The 20283-nt window shown below is 56.1% G+C and carries 16 protein-coding genes; 11 read left to right on the top strand and 5 right to left on the bottom strand.

Going from position 1 to position 20283, the window contains the following annotated elements; all coding sequences use genetic code 11:
* On the top strand, positions 1-4598 hold a 4598-nt coding region (locus RE6C_RS19015; RefSeq protein WP_039962572.1), incomplete at its 5' end, for a beta strand repeat-containing protein.
* 603 nt (positions 4599-5201) lie between these two features.
* Positions 5202-5936, top strand: a complete 735-nt coding sequence (locus RE6C_RS19010; RefSeq protein WP_039962569.1) for a DUF2071 domain-containing protein — start codon at positions 5202-5204, stop codon at positions 5934-5936.
* Positions 5937-6524: 588 nt separating this feature from the next.
* Here RE6C_RS19010 and RE6C_RS19000 read toward each other — a convergent pair.
* The 5 genes from RE6C_RS19000 to RE6C_RS30665 form a co-directional block, all read right to left on the bottom strand.
* Positions 6525-6995 (bottom strand): PA2169 family four-helix-bundle protein, encoded by a 471-nt coding sequence (locus RE6C_RS19000; RefSeq protein ID WP_008659130.1) that lies wholly within the window; start codon positions 6993-6995, stop codon positions 6525-6527.
* A 165-nt stretch (positions 6996-7160) separates the two neighbouring features.
* The gene (locus RE6C_RS18995) at positions 7161-8021 is read right to left on the bottom strand and encodes a glycosyltransferase family 2 protein (protein WP_008659128.1); all 861 of its coding nucleotides are present in this window, start codon (positions 8019-8021) and stop codon (positions 7161-7163) included.
* Positions 8018-9136 (bottom strand): glycosyltransferase, encoded by a 1119-nt coding sequence (locus tag RE6C_RS18990; RefSeq protein WP_008659127.1) that lies wholly within the window; start codon positions 9134-9136, stop codon positions 8018-8020. The genes RE6C_RS18995 and RE6C_RS18990 overlap by 4 nt, the downstream gene beginning before the upstream one ends.
* Positions 9133-10218: a glycosyltransferase family 4 protein gene (locus RE6C_RS18985; protein WP_008659126.1), complete on the bottom strand. Its 1086-nt coding sequence runs from the start codon at positions 10216-10218 to the stop codon at positions 9133-9135. Before RE6C_RS18985 ends, RE6C_RS18990 begins: the two co-directional genes overlap by 4 nt.
* 127 nt (positions 10219-10345) lie before the next feature.
* The gene (locus RE6C_RS30665) at positions 10346-10558 is read right to left on the bottom strand and encodes a hypothetical protein (RefSeq protein WP_081605689.1); all 213 of its coding nucleotides are present in this window, start codon (positions 10556-10558) and stop codon (positions 10346-10348) included.
* Positions 10559-10774: 216 nt separating this feature from the next.
* Between RE6C_RS30665 and RE6C_RS18970 the strand changes: the two genes are divergently transcribed.
* The 9 genes from RE6C_RS18970 to RE6C_RS18925 all read left to right on the top strand — a co-directional run bounded on the left by RE6C_RS18970 (position 10775) and on the right by RE6C_RS18925 (position 19844).
* Positions 10775-12196, top strand: coding sequence for an MATE family efflux transporter (locus tag RE6C_RS18970; protein WP_008659120.1), 1422 nt, complete (start codon positions 10775-10777; stop codon positions 12194-12196).
* 973 nt (positions 12197-13169) lie between these two features.
* Positions 13170-13553, top strand: a complete 384-nt coding sequence (locus RE6C_RS18960; RefSeq protein WP_008659117.1) for a heavy-metal-associated domain-containing protein — start codon at positions 13170-13172, stop codon at positions 13551-13553.
* 55 nt (positions 13554-13608) lie between these two features.
* Entirely contained in the window at positions 13609-14763 is a 1155-nt protein-coding gene (locus RE6C_RS18955; protein WP_008659116.1) for an ABC transporter permease, read from the top strand.
* Between the two features lie 29 nt (positions 14764-14792).
* The gene (locus tag RE6C_RS18950; RefSeq protein WP_008659115.1) at positions 14793-15314 is read left to right on the top strand and encodes a hypothetical protein; all 522 of its coding nucleotides are present in this window, start codon (positions 14793-14795) and stop codon (positions 15312-15314) included.
* A gap of 2 nt (positions 15315-15316) precedes the next feature.
* Positions 15317-16876: an HlyD family secretion protein gene (locus RE6C_RS18945; protein WP_008659110.1), complete on the top strand. Its 1560-nt coding sequence runs from the start codon at positions 15317-15319 to the stop codon at positions 16874-16876.
* Positions 16876-17583 carry an ABC transporter ATP-binding protein gene (locus RE6C_RS18940; protein WP_008659109.1) on the top strand — a complete coding sequence of 236 codons (708 nt, stop codon included), beginning with the start codon at positions 16876-16878 and terminating at the stop codon, positions 17581-17583. The genes RE6C_RS18945 and RE6C_RS18940 overlap by 1 nt, the downstream gene beginning before the upstream one ends.
* A 191-nt stretch (positions 17584-17774) precedes the next feature.
* Positions 17775-18908 (top strand): ABC transporter permease, encoded by a 1134-nt coding sequence (locus tag RE6C_RS18935; protein WP_008659108.1) that lies wholly within the window; start codon positions 17775-17777, stop codon positions 18906-18908.
* Between the two features lie 169 nt (positions 18909-19077).
* Positions 19078-19416, top strand: a complete 339-nt coding sequence (locus tag RE6C_RS18930) for a hypothetical protein (protein WP_008659107.1) — start codon at positions 19078-19080, stop codon at positions 19414-19416.
* A 194-nt stretch (positions 19417-19610) separates the two neighbouring features.
* On the top strand, positions 19611-19844 hold the full coding sequence (locus RE6C_RS18925; RefSeq protein ID WP_008659105.1) for an addiction module protein: 234 nt from the start codon (positions 19611-19613) through the stop codon (positions 19842-19844).
* The last annotated feature ends 439 nt before the right edge of the window (positions 19845-20283 follow it).

Genomic DNA, 20283 nt, shown 5'->3' with positions numbered 1-20283 from the left:
TCCTGAATGCCAATGGCGGCACGTTGGTGGTTCGTGGGGGAACGATCTCGAACAACGACGCTTCTCGCGCCGGCGGCGGTGTCGAGAACGCGGGCAACGCGACGTTCTTTGAAACTGAATTCGATGGCAATACGACTGGGATCAATGGTGGTGCACTACACACCTCCGGCCCGTGGACCGCGAACTTCATCGACACGACCATCACCGGAAACTTGGCCGGTGCCGAGGGCGGTGGTGTTTGGAATAGTTCGACCGGGACGATGACCTTGGTCGGGTCCACGGTCGATGGGAACACGGCCAGCGGCGATGACGCGGATCAAGGCGGTGGCGGAGTCTTCAACGATGGTGGCGCGCTGACCGTTAACTCGACGTCCATCACCAACAACATCGCTGACGGAATGTCTGGTAGTGGAGGCGGGATTCTGAACCTCGGTTCGATGACGATCACCGATTCCACGATCAGTGGCAACGTTGCCAACCGAGCCGGCGGCGGTATCGAAGCGACTGATGCATCATCCACATCGTTAACCGACGTAAACTTGGACGGGAACAACGTAGGTGTCAGTCCCGCGGTGGCGGCACCTGGCAACGGAGGCGGCATGCACGTCACCGGAGCTGGAACGGTCACGATCAGTGGCGGCACCGTGAACAACAACGTTGCTGCATCTGAAGGCGGTGGTTTGTGGAATGGAACCGGCGTGATGACCGTGACCGGTACCACAATCAGCGGAAACACGGCATCTGGCGATGATGCTGATAACGGAGGTGGTGGCCTCTTCAATGTTGTTGGAACTCTGAGTGTCACCGATTCAACGATTACCGAAAACGTTGCCGATGGAGTGTCAGGCAGCGGCGGTGGCATCCTGAACCAAGGAACGTTGACAGTTTCTGGCGGCGAGATCAGCGACAACACTGCCAACCGTGCCGGTGGCGGTATCGAAGCCACCGCGGGTAGCAGCACAACGCTGACCGATGTCCTGATGGAACTCAACGTAGCCGGACCGGATGGATCTGCCGCGCCGGGCAACGGTGGCGCACTGCACATCTCTGGTGATGGCAACGCAGATATTTCTGGCGGAACGATTCGAGATAACTTGGCGGCGCGAGAAGGTGGCGGTCTTTGGAACAACACCGGAACGATGACGGTCGATGGAACCATCTTGACCGGCAATGTGGCCTCCGGTGACGCGGCCGATGACGGTGGCGGAGCGATCTTCAACAACGGTGGAACGCTAACGGTCAGCAATGCCACCATTAGTGGCAATGCGGCTGACGGTGTGTTGGGAAGCGGCGGCGGTATCTTCAGCACCGACGGCGCGGTGACAATCAGCTCGACACAGATCGGTGGTGCGATTCCATCTGAAGGCAACACAGCCAATCGTGCCGGCGGTGGCATCGAAGTCATTGATGGCACGGTGACATTGAACTTGGGAACCGATGTTTCGAACAACTTTGCCGGAATTAACGGTGGCGGTCTACACTCGACCGGAGCAGCCGACGTCACTTCGAACCTGGCCATTTTCGGCAGCAACACTGCGGCCAGCGAAGGCGGAGGGGTGTGGAACTCTTCGACGGGAACGATGACGATCAACGGCGGGGCGATTTCATCGAACGTCGCCAGTGGCGATGACGCCAGCAATGGTGGCGGCGGTCTGTTCAATGACGGTGGCACACTGAACATCATCGACGCAGTCATCGGATTCAACGTTGCCGACGGTGCCAGCGGCAGCGGTGGTGGCATTCTCAACGATGGAGGAATGCTCACCATCAGTGGCAGCACGAACATCTCAAACAACACTGCCAACCGAGCTGGTGGTGGGATCGAAGTGACTGGTGGCACCATCAACACGATCACCGGAGCGACGATTTCATCGAATTCCGCTGGTGTTTCTCCCGCGGTAGCGGCACCGGGCAACGGAGGCGGCATTCATGTTGGTGGTGATGGGCAGCTGACGATCAGTGGTGGATCAGTCATCGGGAATTCAGCCGCTCTGGAAGGTGGCGGCCTCTGGAACGGAAGCGGATTGATGACGATCAACGGCACCACGATCACTGGCAATACTGCCATGGGCGACGGAGCCGACGATGGTGGCGGTGGCGTCTTCAACAACGGTGGATCGATCGAGATCACCAATGGTTCGATCAGCGACAATGTCGCCAGCGGTTCGGCGGGCAGCGGTGGCGGCTTGTTGAACTTCGGTGGTTCGGTGGAAATTGCCGGAACAACAATCTCCGGCAACCGGGCCAACCGAGCTGGGGGAGGCATCGAAGCAACCGCTGATTCATCAACGACGCTGCTCAACGTTGCATTGAACCAGAACAACGTGGGTGTCTCGCCAGCGACGGCGGCACCTGGCAACGGCGGTGGTCTTCATATCACCGGAAACGGCTCCGCTGAAATCACTGGGGGAACCGTCAATGGAAACGTTGCCGCTTCCGAAGGTGGTGGACTGTGGAACGGAAGCGGAACAATGACAGTCGATGGGACGGTCATCGACGGGAATGCAGCATCCGGTGATGACGCGGACAATGGAGGTGGAGGCATCTTCAACGTTGGTGGAACGCTAGTCGTCAGCGATGCGACCATTCAAAACAACGTTGCCGATGGTGCATCGGGAAGTGGTGGTGGCATTTTCAATTCTGGGACCGCGACGATCGACAACACAACCATCTCAGGTAACACCGCCAATCGTGCTGGTGGTGGTTTGGAAGCCATCGGCGGATCGAGCACTTCGGTCACCGGTGGATCGCTGGAAGACAACGTGGCCGGTCCGAGCGGATCGGCCGCGCCCGGAAACGGTGGTGCGATTCATATCTCAGACGATGGATCTGTTGACCTGACGGAGGTTCTTGTTGATGGAAACACGGCCGCCAGCGAAGGTGGTGGTTTGTGGCACAGCTCGACCGGAACGCTGGTCGTCACACGATCGACGATCTCCAACAACGTCACGATCGACGGTGGAGGGATCTTTGCCGACGGTGATGGCGGAGCCGTCACGGTTGTCAACTCAACCATCGCATCGAACTCGGCATCCAACGATGGTGGCGGCGTACTGAGCGAAGGTGGAACCGTTGCATTGACCAGCGTCACAATTGCCGACAATTCGGCGTCGTTGGGCGGAGGCATCTCCGTCGAGGCAGGCACTCTCTCGCTGATCAACTCGATCGTTTCGCGAAACAACGCTTCGAGCGATTCCAATCTGTCGGGATCTTTCACCGACGACGGAAACAACCTCGTCGATGTTGACGCAGGGCTTGGAACACTGGGCGACTTTGGCGGCCCAACACCGACAATTCCTTTGCTCGCCGGAAGTGCGGCTTTGGATGCGGGAGTGCTAGCTGGATTGACGACCGATCAACGAGGCGTTTCGCGACCGCAAGGTCCAGGTGTCGACATCGGCGCGTTCGAATCTGATTTGGCGGCACCCGTTGCGGCTTCGCTGAGCATCGCCGCTGACAATGCCCAGCGTGTCGAAGGTGATTCGGGAACCACTGCATTCACCTTCACGGTCACTCGATCTGAAAACACGACCGGCACTGTCACGGTGGACTATTCCGTGGTCGGGGATGGGGATAACCCAGTGGACGCGAGCGATTTCGGTGGGGCTTTGCCGACCGGGACGGTGACATTTGCTGATGGTGATTCGACGGCGACGATCACAGTGAACGTTTCCGGTGACACTCAAGTGGAGCCAAACGAAGGCTTCACGGTTGTGCTTAGCAACGCCAGCGATGACACGGTGATATCGCAAGCGGATGCGGAGGGAATCATTCTGAACGATGATATCAATGAACGCGAAACGCGAATTTTGGTGCCGACTTTTGTGGCTCGCCCGCATTTGATTCCTGGTGATGGCATTCCAACTGCAATCATCTTTCAAGCGTTGACGGACACGGCGGTCACGGTCACTCCAATCAGTGTGACCAGCCTGAGTGAAACGGTGCGGATCGTCGACGCGGACACATTGACCGTCAGTGCCTACCAAAACGGAGTCGCGACAGCGAATCTGCAAGCCGGCGAATTGTACGCGGTCATCTTTGAGCCGTTGGACAGCGATCGCATCTTCTCGATTCGATCTTCTGCTGGTTCCGACACGTTGACTAATCGAGCGGCGACGAACATTCTGCAGCCAACGGACACATCGGCTGACGGTGAAACGACCGCGTTGGACGCGTTGATGGTGATTAACGAGCTGAACCGTTTGAACGATGCTGGTGGCGAACCGTTGGTTGGGAGCTTCGTTGATGTCAATCGCGACGCGAGCGTCACGGCATTGGATGCGTTGCTGGTGATCAATCATCTCAACCGAATGGAGCTGTCGACCAACACGGCTTCGGGCGAGTTCATCGCACCGCAAGCTTCGTTCGGGAACTCAGAACCCAATGAGCTTTTGAGCAATGAAGTCGATGAGTTCTTCGACAGCGGTGAAGTCATCGGCGCTGACGAACCAGCAAGCAAGGTTTCATTGTCATTCGATGGATCGTCGTCGACCGCAGCAGCCACGCCGGTTGGAGTGGACGAGGCGATGGCGGAACTCGATGCCGAGGATGCATCGTCATCGTTGGCAACTGAAATCGAACTGTTGGGAACCGTGTAGCAAACTGGTTGGACAGAATTCGACCGCATCTGGCAAACTCCCGGAGTGCTTGCTCAAAGTGCTCCGTGGAGGAAGTCGGATATCGCGTCGATTCAACGTCGATTTTGCGACCGTCGCCGTCCTCGTGACGGCTGTGCGGGTACTGATAGCATCCGCACGGCTGGCAGTGGAAGGTACCACTTATTCGACCTTGGTTGGTGGTGTCTGGTTGAACGCTGCCCGACCTCGACGACTATCTGACTGTTGGACTCGAAGCTAGGCGAATCATCCTTGGTGGCTTGGTCACGAATGGTTAGCACTTAGTGTGCGATTAGAGCTGATCAGTGTTCCCGAACACAAAGCGGTTTTGAACACTCATCTTCGCTGATCGCACACTAATTGGGGAGGCAAGAGTCATTCGGTATGGAATCTACTTTGGCAGACTCCAACGTTTCTGCGTACGAACGGGGTGAATGCCCAAACGGCTCCTGTGGGCACAATTTCTGGTGCGTGGAGACAATCGCTTTGCTTTGCGTGGAAAGAGCTTCAACCGCGGCTCGAGGTTAATTCGAAGGGCAAGGTTGCGGTTAATTCTGCGGACCCATTTTCCATGAGGCATCTTGAGTGCGAATTCCGACAATCCGAGGACTGATTGACCGGCGCGTGCTTGTCAACTTCCGCGTTGACGCTGATGTGCTGTCCCGCGTTTGCCCACCGCCGTTTCGTCCACAGACCGTGGATGGGTTTGGTATAGCGGGAATCTGCCTGATCCGCCTGCAACACATCCGTCCGAAACTCTTGCCGCCTTTTCTTGGTCTTTCCTCGGAGAATGCCGCCCACCGGATTGCTGTCGAATGGGACGCAAGTGGTTGCACACAGACCGGTGTGTACATCCCGCGACGAGACACGTCTTCTTGTCTCAATGCCTTTGCCGGTGGTCGCATCTTCCCCGGCATTCACAATCGCGCACGATTCGAGGTCCGCGAAACGAAATCCGAATATCACATCTCAATGGACAGCATGGATGGGGCCGCTCACGTTTCGATCGATGGTCGAACGACCGACGAATTACCGGGTGATTCAGTTTTTCCCACATTGGCGAAGTGTTCGCAGTTCTTCGAAGCTGGTTCGCTTGGATACTCACCAGGGGATTCAACCACAGAATTTGATGGCTTGGAACTTCGAACAGCCAAATGGCACGTGACACCCCTTTGCATCACAAACGTCCAATCCTCCTTCTTCGACGATCGCGAAGTTTTTCCCAAAGGCTCGGTTGAGTTCGACAATGCGTTATTAATGCGAGGGATCGACCATGAATGGCATAGCCGTGGAGCGATCTGCTGCCACGCTGTTGGATAAGCGGCGCGGCAAGGGGCTTTCAGCATTGGACCGTTTCGGCACACGTTGTTGCTCTGACGTTCAGTCGGGGCTCACGGTGGAGTGCCGAAAGTTTAATGTCGTGCTCATGCGATGCTAGCGTAAGTTTCTATCCCGGTCGGGATGTCAGATGGTAGCCGTCGGTAAGTGCCAGCGCCACCGACGGACATGTAACACCAACTTCACGACTCCTATGCCCGGCCCTCACCCTCGCGTACGCCTGTACGGCGTCGCTCGACCTCTCCCCAAACTTCGTTTCGGGAGAGGTGCACCGTGTGTAAGTCAGCCGAAAATCGGCATCAAAGAACAAGCACAACTTCCGCGGTGGAGAAGGGAGCCTGGTTGTCTTCGCGGTGCTATCGGGACGTCAACACCAAACATCAAGCAGTCCAGACTAGCAGCGATATGGCGCGCATATTGTGCCTGTTGATTCCAGCCAACCTAGTTGGAATAGGAACTACCAAAGAACGCAATACGTACGGCATTTTGTCGGCGCAAACAAAAAGCCATGTCATTGGACATGGCTTTCGTTGTTCGGTTTGGAAACCGAGATGGTTTCGCCAACCGTGATCAGCTGGCTTTGTAGGCGTCACGAAGGTCGCGAATTTTGTCGTGGCCGGCTTTGACCTTGGCGTATTGGGCGTTCAACACGTCGTTCATGGCACTGCCTGCGGTGTCCTTCAAGACATCTTCGTAGGCTTCCTTGATGTGGTCTTCGCCGCGTTCCGCTTCGATCAAGATGACCGTCGCGTCGCCGCCGTTTAACTTGCCTCGGATATTGATCCAAATGCGGTGCGTTTTGGCAGCGACACTGCCGTCGTCTTCGGCTTCTTTGCCGTTGAATTCGACGTACTGCTGTAGTTCTGCGGCCATCGCCGAACGTTCATCGCCGATGCTGCGGAACAACGTTGCCAAACGCTCGTCCTTCAGTTCTTCAGCGGACTCGTGAAAGCCGTTGTACGAATCGATGTTGGCGCGAATCAACTTTTGAAGCTTTTCGAGTGTGGTTTCGTTCAGATCGATTTTAGTTTCAAGAGACATGTGTAATCCTTTAGTTTGCTGTAGTTGATAGATTCATCAAACGGTTGTTCGATGATAGACGTAGGTTGCAACTACCGTGCCAGAACTCGGGAGCACGTGTTCAGCTCGAATAATCGAAGCATGTCTGCGGTCGCGATTGGTTCGCATCCGCTACGGCCGATCGGCTCAAAAACCCGCTGGGGTAAGAGACGTCGCCTCTTCAATCTCGGAATCGGATGGCAAGCGATGGATCGCGATTGACTCCGCGTCCTTGTCAAAGTCGATGAGGTCTCGATCTGCAAAAGCGTTGAGCCAAGCTTCCATTGGCCACACGCCCCACTTGCGGTGAAACCGTTCAGCGTTTTCAACGATTGGTTTGAGATGGTTCAGTGGTGGTTTGCAAACCGAGTGATGCTGGTGATAGGCAACGGCGTTGACGAACCCAAACGGAACGCCGGCTTTGCGTGCAGAGAACGCGAAATCCGTGTCCTCGCCACCGTAGCCATCAAACGAATCGTCGAAGCCTCCGGTTTGTTGGAAGGAAGAACGGCTAATGGCAAAGCAAAGCGACCAAAACATCTCGTATCGCTCGGATGCTTTTCGTTCTTGCTCGCCAAGTTGAGGTTGCAATGGATGATCGACCGCAAGCTGTTCGAGTTGATCCATTTGCCATTCACCGTCGGCTGCAGCTGCGGGAAGATATCGAGGACATCCCATCCACAATCGGTCTTCAGTTCGAAGTGCTTCCAACATATTTCCGATCATGTCGCGCGATGGTATGCAGTCAACGTCCAAAAACACCATGTCGTCGGTTGTGCAAAGCGAGGCCGCATGGTTGCGAGCTTGCGCCAGTGGGAGCGGCTCGGTCGGATGATGAACGCTGGATGTTCGAATCGGAAAGCGTTCGCCATCGGGAAGTGAAACCTCCTGATTCATGCCAACAACAATCCATTCGTGCGGCAGGATCTCTGATTGCAACAATCCCTTCAGTTGATTCTCAAGATGTGCCTGTCGTCCGCGAACGATGGTGAGAACACTGACTTTCATAGCGTCACCAACTCTCGAGACATTCTGGTTTCATGCGACCAACGAGCGACTTGAGAGATGTGGTCGGCAGCCTGTTCGGCTCCGTCGTGTTCGAACACCTTTCGCCAAGGCGATGGATCCAACGACATCGTTTCGTCAATCAATGTTGACCATTGGCTTGATACGGGCCAAGCGGTCAATCCGATCGCCAATCGTTCACGGCTGAGGATTTTGGCTTTGCGAATTTGTTCCTCGAACGGGCGATCTTCTGCGATGGCTATGAACCGGCATTGAGCATGCCCGAGTTCCATCACGCTGTTGTGACCGGCAGACGTTACGACGACACTGGCGTCAGCGATCCATTTGTTGGGCCGATCTTGCCATCCGGCGAAGAACAAATTCGGCGGTGTTCGTTCGGAGTCCGAATCATCGTCCTTTCCGAGAACGACCCAGTCAGCGTGCGGAACCGAAGTCGCCGCCTCTCGCAAGTGTTGGTGGACGTCGCCCGTGCCTCCTCGACCAAACATCACGACAATCATTGGCCGCTCGCGTTTCGACTTGTTTAGTTGCGTTTGGTTTGCGGATTCGATTGTTTGCTCGCGGCAAAACCCATCCAGGTAGACCGTTTTGTCTCGCACAAAGTCGGGTGTGATGTCATCTTCCATTGACTCCGGAAATGGAGCCAGCAGTGAATGGGCGGCTTCGTAAGCGGCCAAGTGAGCAGGGTCGTCGCGACGTCCATGTTGACGCATCACGATCTGCGGAATCGATGCCAACCGCGTGAGCATCGAGATCTCTGCGGAGACATCAACCACCATCACGTCCGGGCGATTTTCATCCAACCAACGTGTGTACTGGGCAACTCGCTTCGTGATTGAATCGGTCCATAGCGGTGCGTAGTGCAGAGCGGAGACGTCTTGTGCGTGCTGCATTCCCCGCACTGGAACGTCGTCATTGTCGCATTCGATTCCGACAACGTTCGTAAGCGTCGGGCCGTTCCAATCGAGGTCATGAATGCGGCTGGCTACCACCGATGCGGGCAACTGCAATTGTCGAAGGATGGCCTCGGTCCGATGCTTGTGGCCCATTCCGTGATAGTGGACATAGAAGCCCACATGAGGTTGGCGATCGATCACGCGGCGACCTCATTCGGGAAGCTCCAGTCGGATTGGCTTTGGTACAGCGACTCGTATTGTTCCACCATCCGGTCGAAGCTGTAGTGTTCCTGAGCAACTCGGCGGCATATTTCGCCGGGCAACCTCATGCAACCGAGAATTGCCTGAGCCAGTTCGCGAACACTGCCTGGTTTGGCCAATCGTCCGGTGGATTTGCCAATCAGTTCCGGCAATGCACCGCGATTGAAAGCTGCGACGGGAGTCCCGCATGCCAGCGATTCTGCGACGACCAAACCGAAGGGCTCGTCCCAACATGGTGTAACGAGTGTCACCGCTGAGCGGCTGATCAACGTACACAGTTCTTCGTGGGTGCGGTGTCCGTGGTAGGCGTCTTCTGGACGAAGCAGTGGCTGGACTTCTGTGTCAAAGTAGTTTTGATCCGAGATGGGGCCAACAACATCGAGGGGAATGCCAGCGCGATGTGCTGCTCGCAACGCCAAGTGCGTTCCTTTGTCCGGCAGAATGCGACCAAACCAAATGGCTCGCCGCTGCTTTTCTTCTTTGCAACGTACCCAGAATGAAGTGTCGACTCCATTGTGGATGACCGATTGCTCGGGTAGCAACGAACGCCAAGCATCCGCGTTTGCATTCGAGATGTTGATGAATTGCCCGCACGCTTCCGGGCCGCGTCGACGCAGTTCCACTGCCATACGAGGCAAGACGGGTGCATGCAGCGTCGTCATCAAAGGTGTTGGGAGCAGATGTGAGAACTGCAGCGGGATGGGACTGAGCGAGTGATTGTGAATCACATCAAAATCACTCGTGCTGAGTTGCAGCATCAGTGCCGCGTAGGCTTCGTCCTCAACGCTTTCGATCCAATCATGACACATTCGTCCGAGTCGAGCATTGGATTCGGGAATGGTTGCGTTGGGTGTGATGCTTGTGAGAGGCAACTGCGGATCCGAGTCGCCAGAAGCAAACAAAGTGACTTCGTGACCTCTGTTCACCAATGCGTTTGTGTACGCGTGAGTGAATGCTTCCAAACCTCCTGCGTATGGTTTCGCGATGGGAAATTTTAGATGACCTATGATGCCGATTTTCATCGCGAGTGGCTCCCCAGCCGATGGAGTTTGAAACGGGTGATTGATACTCAGATCATCCGTGATGTCGTTTTCGATTCCGTCGGGTTCGGCTTAAGCAACGACCGTGCCAAAGGTCGTGGGGAGTTGCTCAGCGGCGTTGAGTTGCGACAACGGACACGCGTTCCGCGATCGGATTGATGACTCCTGAATCGGTTAGCTTTCGATCAGATTGGTTGATCAATGTAGCCATCGATGAGAGCAAACGAGTCAGCATTCCACTGCCAGAACTCGGGCCAGCATGCGCGCTGGCTAGGTGATGGTTTGCCTTGGTTTGCCGTTGTGAAAAGCTGGTGGTGGACATTGATTGATCCTGTTTGAGTTGTCACGTTGGGCGACGCGATGCGCTGGCACGTGTTTCGCTTGCGTAGTAGCGAACGATCTGCGAGTCTTCACTGCATTTTTTGAGCCAGAGGCTGAACGCGTTTTGCTCAACGTCGCCATGTCGCGATCCACGCACTTTCAATTTTTTGCTTTGACCGCCGACGATTGGCCGTTGTCCATTCTCTTGTAGGAACTCATGTCCGAATCGCCCCGTCGTATCGAAACCGACGCGTACGGCTATCGTGCGATGGTGGCGGTTGCGATTCCGCTGGCGGCCACCGTTGGTTGTTTCTCGATCACGCTCTTCACCGATCGCACGCTTTTGATGTGGTACGGGCCGACGTCGTCGGCAGCTTCGATGGCAGCCGGCAACTTGTATTGGGCGATCGCTTGCATTCCCGTCACCGCAATGGGCTTCATCACCCCGCTCGCTGCGATGGCGATGGGGAAAAAACGCGGCCGGGGAGCAGTTGCGCTTCGGGTTTGGTCGCTGCTGTGGCAATGTTTGTGGTTCACATTGGCTTGTGTTCCTGCGTTCGCGTTGATCGGTTGGATGAGTCCCAATTTGTTCGAAGCGTTTGGACATGACATTGAACTGGCGCAACAGGAGGCTCGCTACTTTCAAACGTTGTTGTTGGTCGCTCCCGCATCCATGTTGGAAGCCGGCCTGACCGCGTTCTTCGTAGGAAGACGAGTGACCCGGCCGATCTTGCAAACCAACATCGCTTCGTCGGTGCTGAATGTCGGATTGGACTATTGGTTCATTTTCGGCGGGTTGGGACTGCCCGCGATGGGAGTCTTTGGTGCAGCTCTCGCAACGACCATTTCGATGTGGTTCAAAGTCGCCGTGTTCGCGGTGATGTTGATGCGTCTGAACTCATTCGGCCGCCACGTTGGTGCCGCATGGCGACCGAGTCGTCGTGTCATAAACGAGATCATCGTGCCGGGATCCGCGATTGGATTGCAGCAATTGATTCGGTCAGGTTTGTTCAGCTTCGTGTTGTTGGTCATTGGTGCGGCATCGGTCACTGGTTTGGCGGCGACCTCCGCCGCGCTCACCATGTATCAATTGCTGTCCATCCCCGCGATTGGTTTGGGCACCGCGGTTACGGTTGTTACCGGGCAAGCGCTCGCATCCAAAGGAATTGGGTTGGCATCGGAAACCATCCGTCGAGGGATGGGGTTGGGCTTGGTCGTGGCAATGACACTGGCGATTGCACTCGCCGCAATCCCGGAGTTGCTGTTGCAAATTCCGTTGGGTGGGATCAGCGAGCAAGAGAGAGCAGAAATCCAACCGCTTGCGATCCGCTTGATGCGGTTTGCGGCCGTCTATGCTTTGGTGGACGTTGCCAGCCTGATACTGGCGGCCTCAGCGAAAGGGATCGGCAAGTCGTTTGTCATTTTGGTGGCGACGGCAATTCCCGGCGTGTTGGTGGTTGCCGGTGGATGGTTGCTCGCGCCCGATGGATGGCTTCGGACTGGATCGATCGCGGGGGAAGACCAGATCGTCATTCATTGGTGGTCCGCGTTGGTGCTTTGGTCGGCGGCTCAGGCGTTCGTTTTGGCGGGCAGTCTTTTTTGGTCAACGAAGCAGTCTTCGGAAGCGGCATTGGCCTGAACTGGTACGCAGGTGTCATCGGGGATGTGAGCCGCTCGGCGTTCACCACAGTTCCCGCACTTGACTGTGGACTGCGGAATGTTGGGTGTTGTAGATCGTAGTCGTTTGCGAAAGCTCTGTTCCACGACTTCGCCCCAACCGGGCGGTCCTAGCGTTTTGGGATGTAAGTTGGCCACTCTTGGCCGATATCCGCAAATCTGACGGGCAAGAGTGCCATCCTTCATGCGTTGACGTGTTGCTGACGACTCAATCGACACTCACCGAGTCCGTCGGACGCTTGGCTTCTGCCAGAATCTGGTTGCTCGGATAATTGAGCGTTGCTAGACTTTGAAGCATGAAAACCCCGCTCTTCATCGCTCTGTTGGTCGTCAATTTATTGACGTGCCCTCTGCGTTGTTTCTCGTGCCAAACGGAAGCAACATGCGATGAAAGTGTTGCTGAAGCAACCTGCAGTTGCTGCCATCACGATGAATCATCTGCACCAGCGTCCACGTCGGATCTCGATCCTACTCGTGGCGACTCCTCCCCATGCGGAGACGATTGCAATTGCATGAACTGCATTTGCGAAGGTGCCGTTCTCGAGAGCGATTTGGATCTTCCCGATCCCAGTTTGGTCGTTGCTTGGACCAATCTAGTCGATGTTCGATCGAAGTCGCTTTTCTCCTCCGATGCGAGTTGGTGTTCGCGTCGTGACTTGCCGTTTTGCGCGAGTCTATCTGGCCGTCAGGTGCGTCTTGCGCACCAATCTTGGCTGATTTGATCTTCCAGGTCGTTCTGTAATCGCGTCAACGCTGAAGATGCGTGGCTGCGCGTTCATTGACTGAGACCTCGTTGGACCTGTGGTCGGTGATTGCACTGCGTGATGTTTCCGTCGTGCTTTGACAACCTGTTTGGATCGGCTCGCATTCGATCCGTTTGTCTGTCATGGCAGAACAGACGGTTGTGCTCTCGTCGCGTTTGTATCTCTTTTTGAATGGAAGAAGTGAAGATGATGTTGAGTTTGAAACGCAATGGATTGGGTATGGTCGCGTTGGCCACTCTCGCTTTCACCTTGATAGTTCCCATCCCCGCCTCTGCCGAACCGGTGTCAGCCAAGGAGTCGGCATCCAACCAGATCGTGTTGACCGTGGGCGAGATGTGTGGCGGATGCGTCAAACGAATCACCGCTCGGTTTGATTCGGTGGATGCTGTCACCAAGGTCGTTTGCAGTATCGAAAAGAAGTCCGTGACATTGGTTCCCAAGGACGGCGTGAAGCTAAGTCCCAAGGGGATCTGGCAGATCATGGAGAGCATTGGCAAAACGCCAAAGAAGATGATCACTTCCGACGGCACGTTCACGTCCAAACCGAAACGTTGAAGATGAGATTTGCCATCCGTTTCTGCTTCCAACTTATGTCCCAAGGCGATCGCTGATGCTGTTGCCTTGGGAATACGGCGTCCGCAACCTGGCCCGGCGGCCGGTCCGCACCGCGTTGACTTTGGTGGCTTTGGCCACCGTGGTGATGTTGGTGTTTGTGGTCGTTGGATTCATTCGTGGACTAGAGCGATCGCTTGCGATCAGCGGGGATGAAGACGTGGTGTTGGTGTATTCGGTGAACTCGGAAGAGAACATCGAGAACTCCTCGATTGCCGCTCGGACCCCTTCGTTGTTGGCGGCCAGCCTCGATGGCACGATGAAACGCTTCGGCGTCAGTCATGTGTCACCGGAGTTGTATCTCGGCACTCGAGTCGCCACTGAATCGGGCCCGGGTGGACTCGGTTTGGTACGGGGCGTGGAAACGTCGGCACCGTTGGTACGACGTTCCGTTCAGTTGGTTGAGGGAACATGGCCGGCGGACGGCGAAGTGATGGTTGGCCGCTTGGTCGCCACGAAACTTGGGCGTGAACCAAGTGAATTGGAACTTGGTAGGCAACTCGAATTCGAGGGGCGCAAGTGGACAATCAGTGGCCGGTTTGCTTCCGGCGGGTCGGCTTACGAATCTGAAATCTGGTGCCCCTTGGGTGACTTTCAAACCGCGACCAAACGACAAGACTTGAGTCTGGTCGCGATTCGATTGCAGCCCGGTCGTTCACCCGCGGAGGTTCAGTTGTTTTGCAAAGAACGCTTGGACTTGGAACTGCGAGCGATTCGCGAAACGGATTACTACGCCTCGCTGCAACAACATTACAAACCCGTCCGAGTGTTGGCGTGGTTTGTGGTGGTGCTGGTTTCCGGCGCGGGTGTGTTTGCCGGATTGAACATGATGTACGGATCCGTTGCCGGACGGATTCGAGAAATCGCAACGTTGCAAGCCATCGGATATCGAAGGTTTGCGATTTTGCTGAGCGTGGTCCAGGAGGGCGTCTTGTTGGCGGCCGCCGGGTCATTGTTGTCGGGAGCGTTTGCGTTGCTGCTGCTCAACGGCATGGCGGTTCGATTCACGATGGGAGCTTTCACATTGCGGATCGACAGCGTTGCAATTTTGATCGGTTGCGGCGTGGGAATTTTGTTGGGTGTCCTTGGCTCGTTGCCACCGGCACTGAAAGCGTTGCGAGAAGAAGTCGCAACGGGACTGAAAGCTGTTTGACTCGTTAACCCATTTGATAGAGAAGTACTATGAAGCGTTTTCAATATTTTGTATTGGCTGGAGCGGTTGCCCTGATCGCTGGTTGTGGTGGTGCCGAAGTCGCCGACCAGGATGCAGCCTCATCGACCACTGCGGATTCGGCCTACCTGGCCAGTTCCGAACCTGCCGACGCGATGCCCGTCGGGGAAGCTCGTGAAAAGGCAGCCGATGGCGAGGAATTGGCTTTGGTCGGTTTGATCGGTGGATCCACGGAACCATTCGTTGACGGACTGGCTGCTTTCACGATCGTGGATCCAAAGATCCCGTACTGTGCCGACGAAGAAGGTTGCCCGACGCCTTGGGACTATTGCTGCACGCAGGATCAGGTCAAAGACAACATCGCGACGGTGAAGGTCGTTGATGAGTCGGGAGCCCCGGTTTTAAAGACGGCTCGCGAATTGTTGGGTGTCAATGAACTGGCGACGGTGGTCGTGCATGGCGTTGCCAAACGCGACGACCAAGGCAACTTGACCGTGGAAACCAGCGACGTATTCGTTCGTTCGAGCAAGTAACCATGGCTGACGCTCCGCTGGATCTCGGTCAATTGGCCATCGACCGCTCACCAACACAAGGCCTCCCATCGCCGGCGTCTCGTCGTCGACGATTGATCAGCCGCTATGTGTTTCCGATTGGAATCCTGGTCGGCTTTGCGGCATTGCTCGCGGTCGCGGCAGGTCGTCACTGGATGCCACGGCAAAGTGTCACCGTGATCCCAGTGATCGCGAAACGTGCTGAGGTCGTTCAAGCGGGGCAAACGTTGTTTCAATCACCCGGTTGGATCGAACCGCGACCGACTGCGATCAGCGTCGCGGCGTTGGCCCCCGGTGTGATTGAATCGTTGTTGGTGGTCGAAGGACAACCTGTCAAACGCGGCGAACCGGTCGCGCGGTTGATCTCGATCGACGCGGAACTGAACGTCCAGCAGGCAAAGAACACCGTTGCGATCCGGCAGGGTGAACTGCAACGCGCCGAGGCGGAATTGAACGCTGCGTTGGTTCGGTTTGAAAACCCCGTGCACTTGGAAGTTCAACTCGCCGACGCGCAGAGCATGTTGGCGAGGGCGGAAACGGAACTCGCGAAACTGCCGTTTTTGATCGAAGCCGCCCAGGCGAGCGTCGAGTACGCGCGGAACAACATGCAAGGCAAACGATCTGCTGAAGGCGCGATCTCAGGACGCATCGTTGCTCGTGCGGAAAGCGACCACGCAGCAGAATCGGCCAAGTTGCAAGAGCTGCAACGTCGCCAACCGAATCTGCAACGCGAAGTCGATGCGCTAAAAACGAAAGTCCGAGCGTTGGAGAAGCAACTGAAATTGTTGGTCGAGGAAACGCGACAAGTCGAAGAAGCCAAAGCCAAGGTCGCCTCATCGAAAGCACTTTGGGAGGAGGCGAAGTTGCAACGGAAGCAAGCGGAATTGGCTTTGGAACGCAATATCGTCAGGGCTCCCATGGATGGTCGAATCCTGCGTTTGATCGCTTCGCCCGGAACCCGAGTTTCGGGCATGGCGTCCTCGACGGGGCACAGCGCCAGCACGGTCGTCGAGATGTACGATCCCGAACGTCTGCAAGTCCGCGCCGACGTGCGGCTGGAAGATGTGCCAATGGTTCGCCGAGGCCAGCCAGTGGAAATCGAAACTGCTTCGTCGTCATTGGTCATCCAAGGACGGGTTCTACAAGCCACCAGTGCCGCGAACGTTCAAAAGAACACCTTGGAAGTGAAGGTCGAACTGATTGATCCTCCTCCCACGGTCAGCCCTGAGATGTTGGTCACGGCCACGTTCCTGTCACCTGAGACCGAGTCCGAAGTCAACGCGGCAAAAGACAAACAACGATTGTTTGTTCCGGAGGCATTGGTTCAAACCGGCGAGTCGGGGTCGTTTGTTTGGTGTGTCAAGGAGGGTGAGATGGCAATGCAAACTTCCGTGGTGGTGGGCGGCTCAGGAGGCGATGGTTTGGTGGAAATTGAATCGGGACTCAACGTCACTGACAAATTGATCGCCAACGTTCCTTCGGATTTGAAACCGGGTGATTCCGTTTTGGTCGAACGTGAAGACACAACGATGGGGATGAACTGATGGCATTGGTCGAACTGCGTGGCGTCTGCAAAAGTTTTCGCAAGGGTGATGAAACGATCACACCTCTCGACGAGGTTGATCTCGACATTGAGGCAGGCGACTTCGTCTCGCTGATGGGGCCAAGTGGTACCGGGAAAAGCACGCTGCTGAACTTGGTCAGCGGAATCGATCGCCCTGACGCCGGAACAATTCGCGTCGCTGGAACAGAAGTGACCAAGCTTTCTCGCGGCAAGTTGGCCGATTGGCGTGCCGCGAATTTGGGCTACATCTTTCAGACGCACAATTTGATTCCCGTTCTGACGGCTTATGAGAACGTGGAGCTGCCAACGTTGTTGCTGAAGATGACCAGCTCGCAACGCCGGCAACGCGTTGAACTAGCACTGGAAGCGGTGGGGCTGAGCGATCGAGCCGACCACTACCCCCGGCAATTATCGGGTGGCCAAGAACAACGTGTGGGGATCGCGCGAGCCATCGTGGCGCACCCCAAAGTCGTCGTCGCCGACGAACCCACCGGCAGTTTGGATACGGAAACCAGTGAACAGGTTCAGGTCCTGCTGCAGCGATTGAACAAGGAACTTGACATCACGCTGTTGATGGTCACCCACGACACGGACGCTGCCAAGATCGCATCGCGGCAGTTGGTGTTGGATCGTGGCATGTTTCGTGAGGTTGGATTGGATGAGACTTCGACAGTTAGCAACGCGTGAACAACAAGTGACGTAGCGGAAGGGCGCGAGCCCTCCGGTTCCTCACCGGGCGGCTTGCGCCACGCCGCTAATATCGTCACTTGTTGTTCACGCGTTGCTTAGTTGAACGAAAGGTGGCATCAGCTACTTGGTGCAGAATCACAGGCTGGAAGCCTATGCCACATTGGGGCTTCCGAATTCGGATGGACACTATGTTTCGTTATGTATTGAAAACGCTTTGGCGACACCGCACGCGGACGCTGCTGACCGTGACCGGTGCAGCGGTGGCGATGTTTGTGTTCTGCTTTGTGGGTTCCGTTCAGGAAGGCCTGCATCGGCTGACGACGGGCTCGGACGCAGACCGCAATTTGATCGTGTTCCAAGAGAACCGGTTCTGTCCAACGAGCAGTCGTTTGCCGGAGGACTATGAACGAGTGATCGCGGAAATCCCGGGTGTGCGCGACGTGATGCCCATTCAGGTGTGGACGAACAACTGCCGAGCTAGTCTCGACATTGTGGTTTTCAATGGAGCTGATCCAAAACAAATTCAGCAAACCCGTCCATTGAAATTGACGAGCGGGGATTGGCAGCAGTTCCAGTCAACTCGCGATGCCGCGATTGTCGGCCGCAATGTGGCTCAGCGGCGAGGGCTGAAAGTCGGTGATCAATTCACGATCGGCGAAATCTCGGTCCGCGTCGCGGGAGTTTTTGAGTCCAACGTGCCATCGGAAGAGAACTTGATCTACACCAGTCTGCAATTCCTTCAATACACCCGAGGCTTGGACGCGGCCGGATTGGTGACTCAGCATGAAGTCATGCTGACTGACACGGCGGATCCTGATCGCGTGGCCTCCGCGATCGATCAAAAACTGCGGGCTGGTGCGGTGGCGACGAAGACTCGGCGGAAAGGAGCCTTCCAAGCCAGCACGCTATCCGATTTGGTGGACTTAATCGGGTTCGCTCATTGGTTGGGCTACGCCTGCGTGGCACTCGTGTTGTCGTTGGTTGCGACGACCACGGTGATGAGCGTCCAAGACCGCATCAAGGAATACGCGGTTTTGCAAACCGTTGGCGTGCGGCCACTGCGTGCGATGCGATTGGTGTTGGCCGAAAGCACCATTCTGTGCGTGGTGGGCGGGGTCGCTGGAACGGCGCTCGCTCTCACCGCACTCGGATTCGGTGGATTCGCGATCGGAGCCGAGGGAGCCACGATCGCGTTTCGACCTTCGCTGGGGCTGGCCGCTACCGGAACCGTCGTATCAGTTGTGGTCGGAGTCCTCGCCGGATTCATTCCCGCGATCCAAGCCGCCACCGTCCCGATCGTCAGTGCGTTGCGTCAAGCGTGAGATAGCTCGAAAACAGTCGGATTGGGTTGGGCCACCTCGTTGCAAAGAAGCTACCCGCGAGTCCCATAAGAAACCGTCCGATGTTATCATCGCGGAAACGAACCACGTCTCTTTCCAACATGGACGACACCTTGTCGCCCAGATCCTCGTTGTACGCACCGAGCGTATTATGGATTACCCGCTCCAAGAATTGATCGTGACGCCCGGATGGTCGGTTGGCTATCACGCATTCCACGCTGTCGACCCAACCCGCGAGTTGGTTACGGACCGCGACGCGTTTTGGTGGTTCAAGCAGGACATGTACCAGGCACGCCATGATCGCGGTGACCGCTTGATTGATCTTGGCTGGACTCCCGAGGCTGATTGGGACGATGGATCCTACAAGCTCGTCCTCTACGCGGGTGATTTCCATGGCGAATTGTTATGCCAAATGCGCACCAAAAACCGCATAGAGATCGTCACCGCCATGAACGAATGGTTCTACGCTGTTTCCAATGGCGAGCTATAACGTGGTGCACCGGGCAGACAACATGGTTTTTACGCTAAGTCCTTCGGCACACCTCTGTCGTTTGTTCGAGCAGCCCTCGGGTGGTAGAATCTGTCGCTGTTCAGGCATCGCTCGCTTCGTTTAGGGCGGTGTCGTAAAAACCTTCCGTTGTCGGTCGCGGTGGCCTTTGCCCCCATTTTGGCTATGCTCTCGGCATGAATACACAACCCCAAGACCTCCTGTCGGCGGCACTGACGCTGCCCGAAATCGAGCGAGCTAACATCGCTGGTTTCTTGCTGCGAAGTCTCGACCCCAGCCCAGATCCGACTGCAGCTGCGGCATGGGCCGCTGAGATTAAGCGAAGAGTGGAGTCTATCGATCGGGGTGAAGTCGAGCTAATGCCTTGGAATGACGTCATGTCCGCGATGCGCGATCCGCGCAATGGATGAACGTCCTTTCTGGTTTCACCCTGACGCGAGCGCCGAGTTGCTGGTAGCTCATGATCGCTATGCAGAGGTGACACTGGAGTTGGCCGAACAGTTTTAAGACGATCTGGAATGTTCTCGTAAGACGATCGCACGTGGCCCGCAAGTGTGGCCCGAGTACCTATACGGCGCTCAGCGTTACCTGTTGAGGGGATTCCCATATTTCATTGTTTATCGCGCTGTGCCAGATCGAATTGAGATTGTCGCTGTTGCCCACGAGAGACAGCGTCCGGGCTACTGGGCAGATCGTTCCGCCTCGTAGCAACCGACAACTATTTAGGATTTGGGGTCAGCGAGGTACAAGCCTGAACCTGAATCCTTCTTCACGGCGGGTCGCTTTGCGGTGGGGCGAGTCGGCGAGTGTTCGCTAAGCACGTGAGCGGGAGTCCTTGGGCTTTATCAC

This window comes from Rhodopirellula europaea 6C (genome assembly GCF_000338295.1).
Lineage (GTDB): Bacteria > Planctomycetota > Planctomycetia > Pirellulales > Pirellulaceae > Rhodopirellula > Rhodopirellula europaea.
The sequence above is the reverse complement of the archived record's forward strand: the minus strand, read 5'-3'. Positions and strand labels throughout refer to the sequence as shown.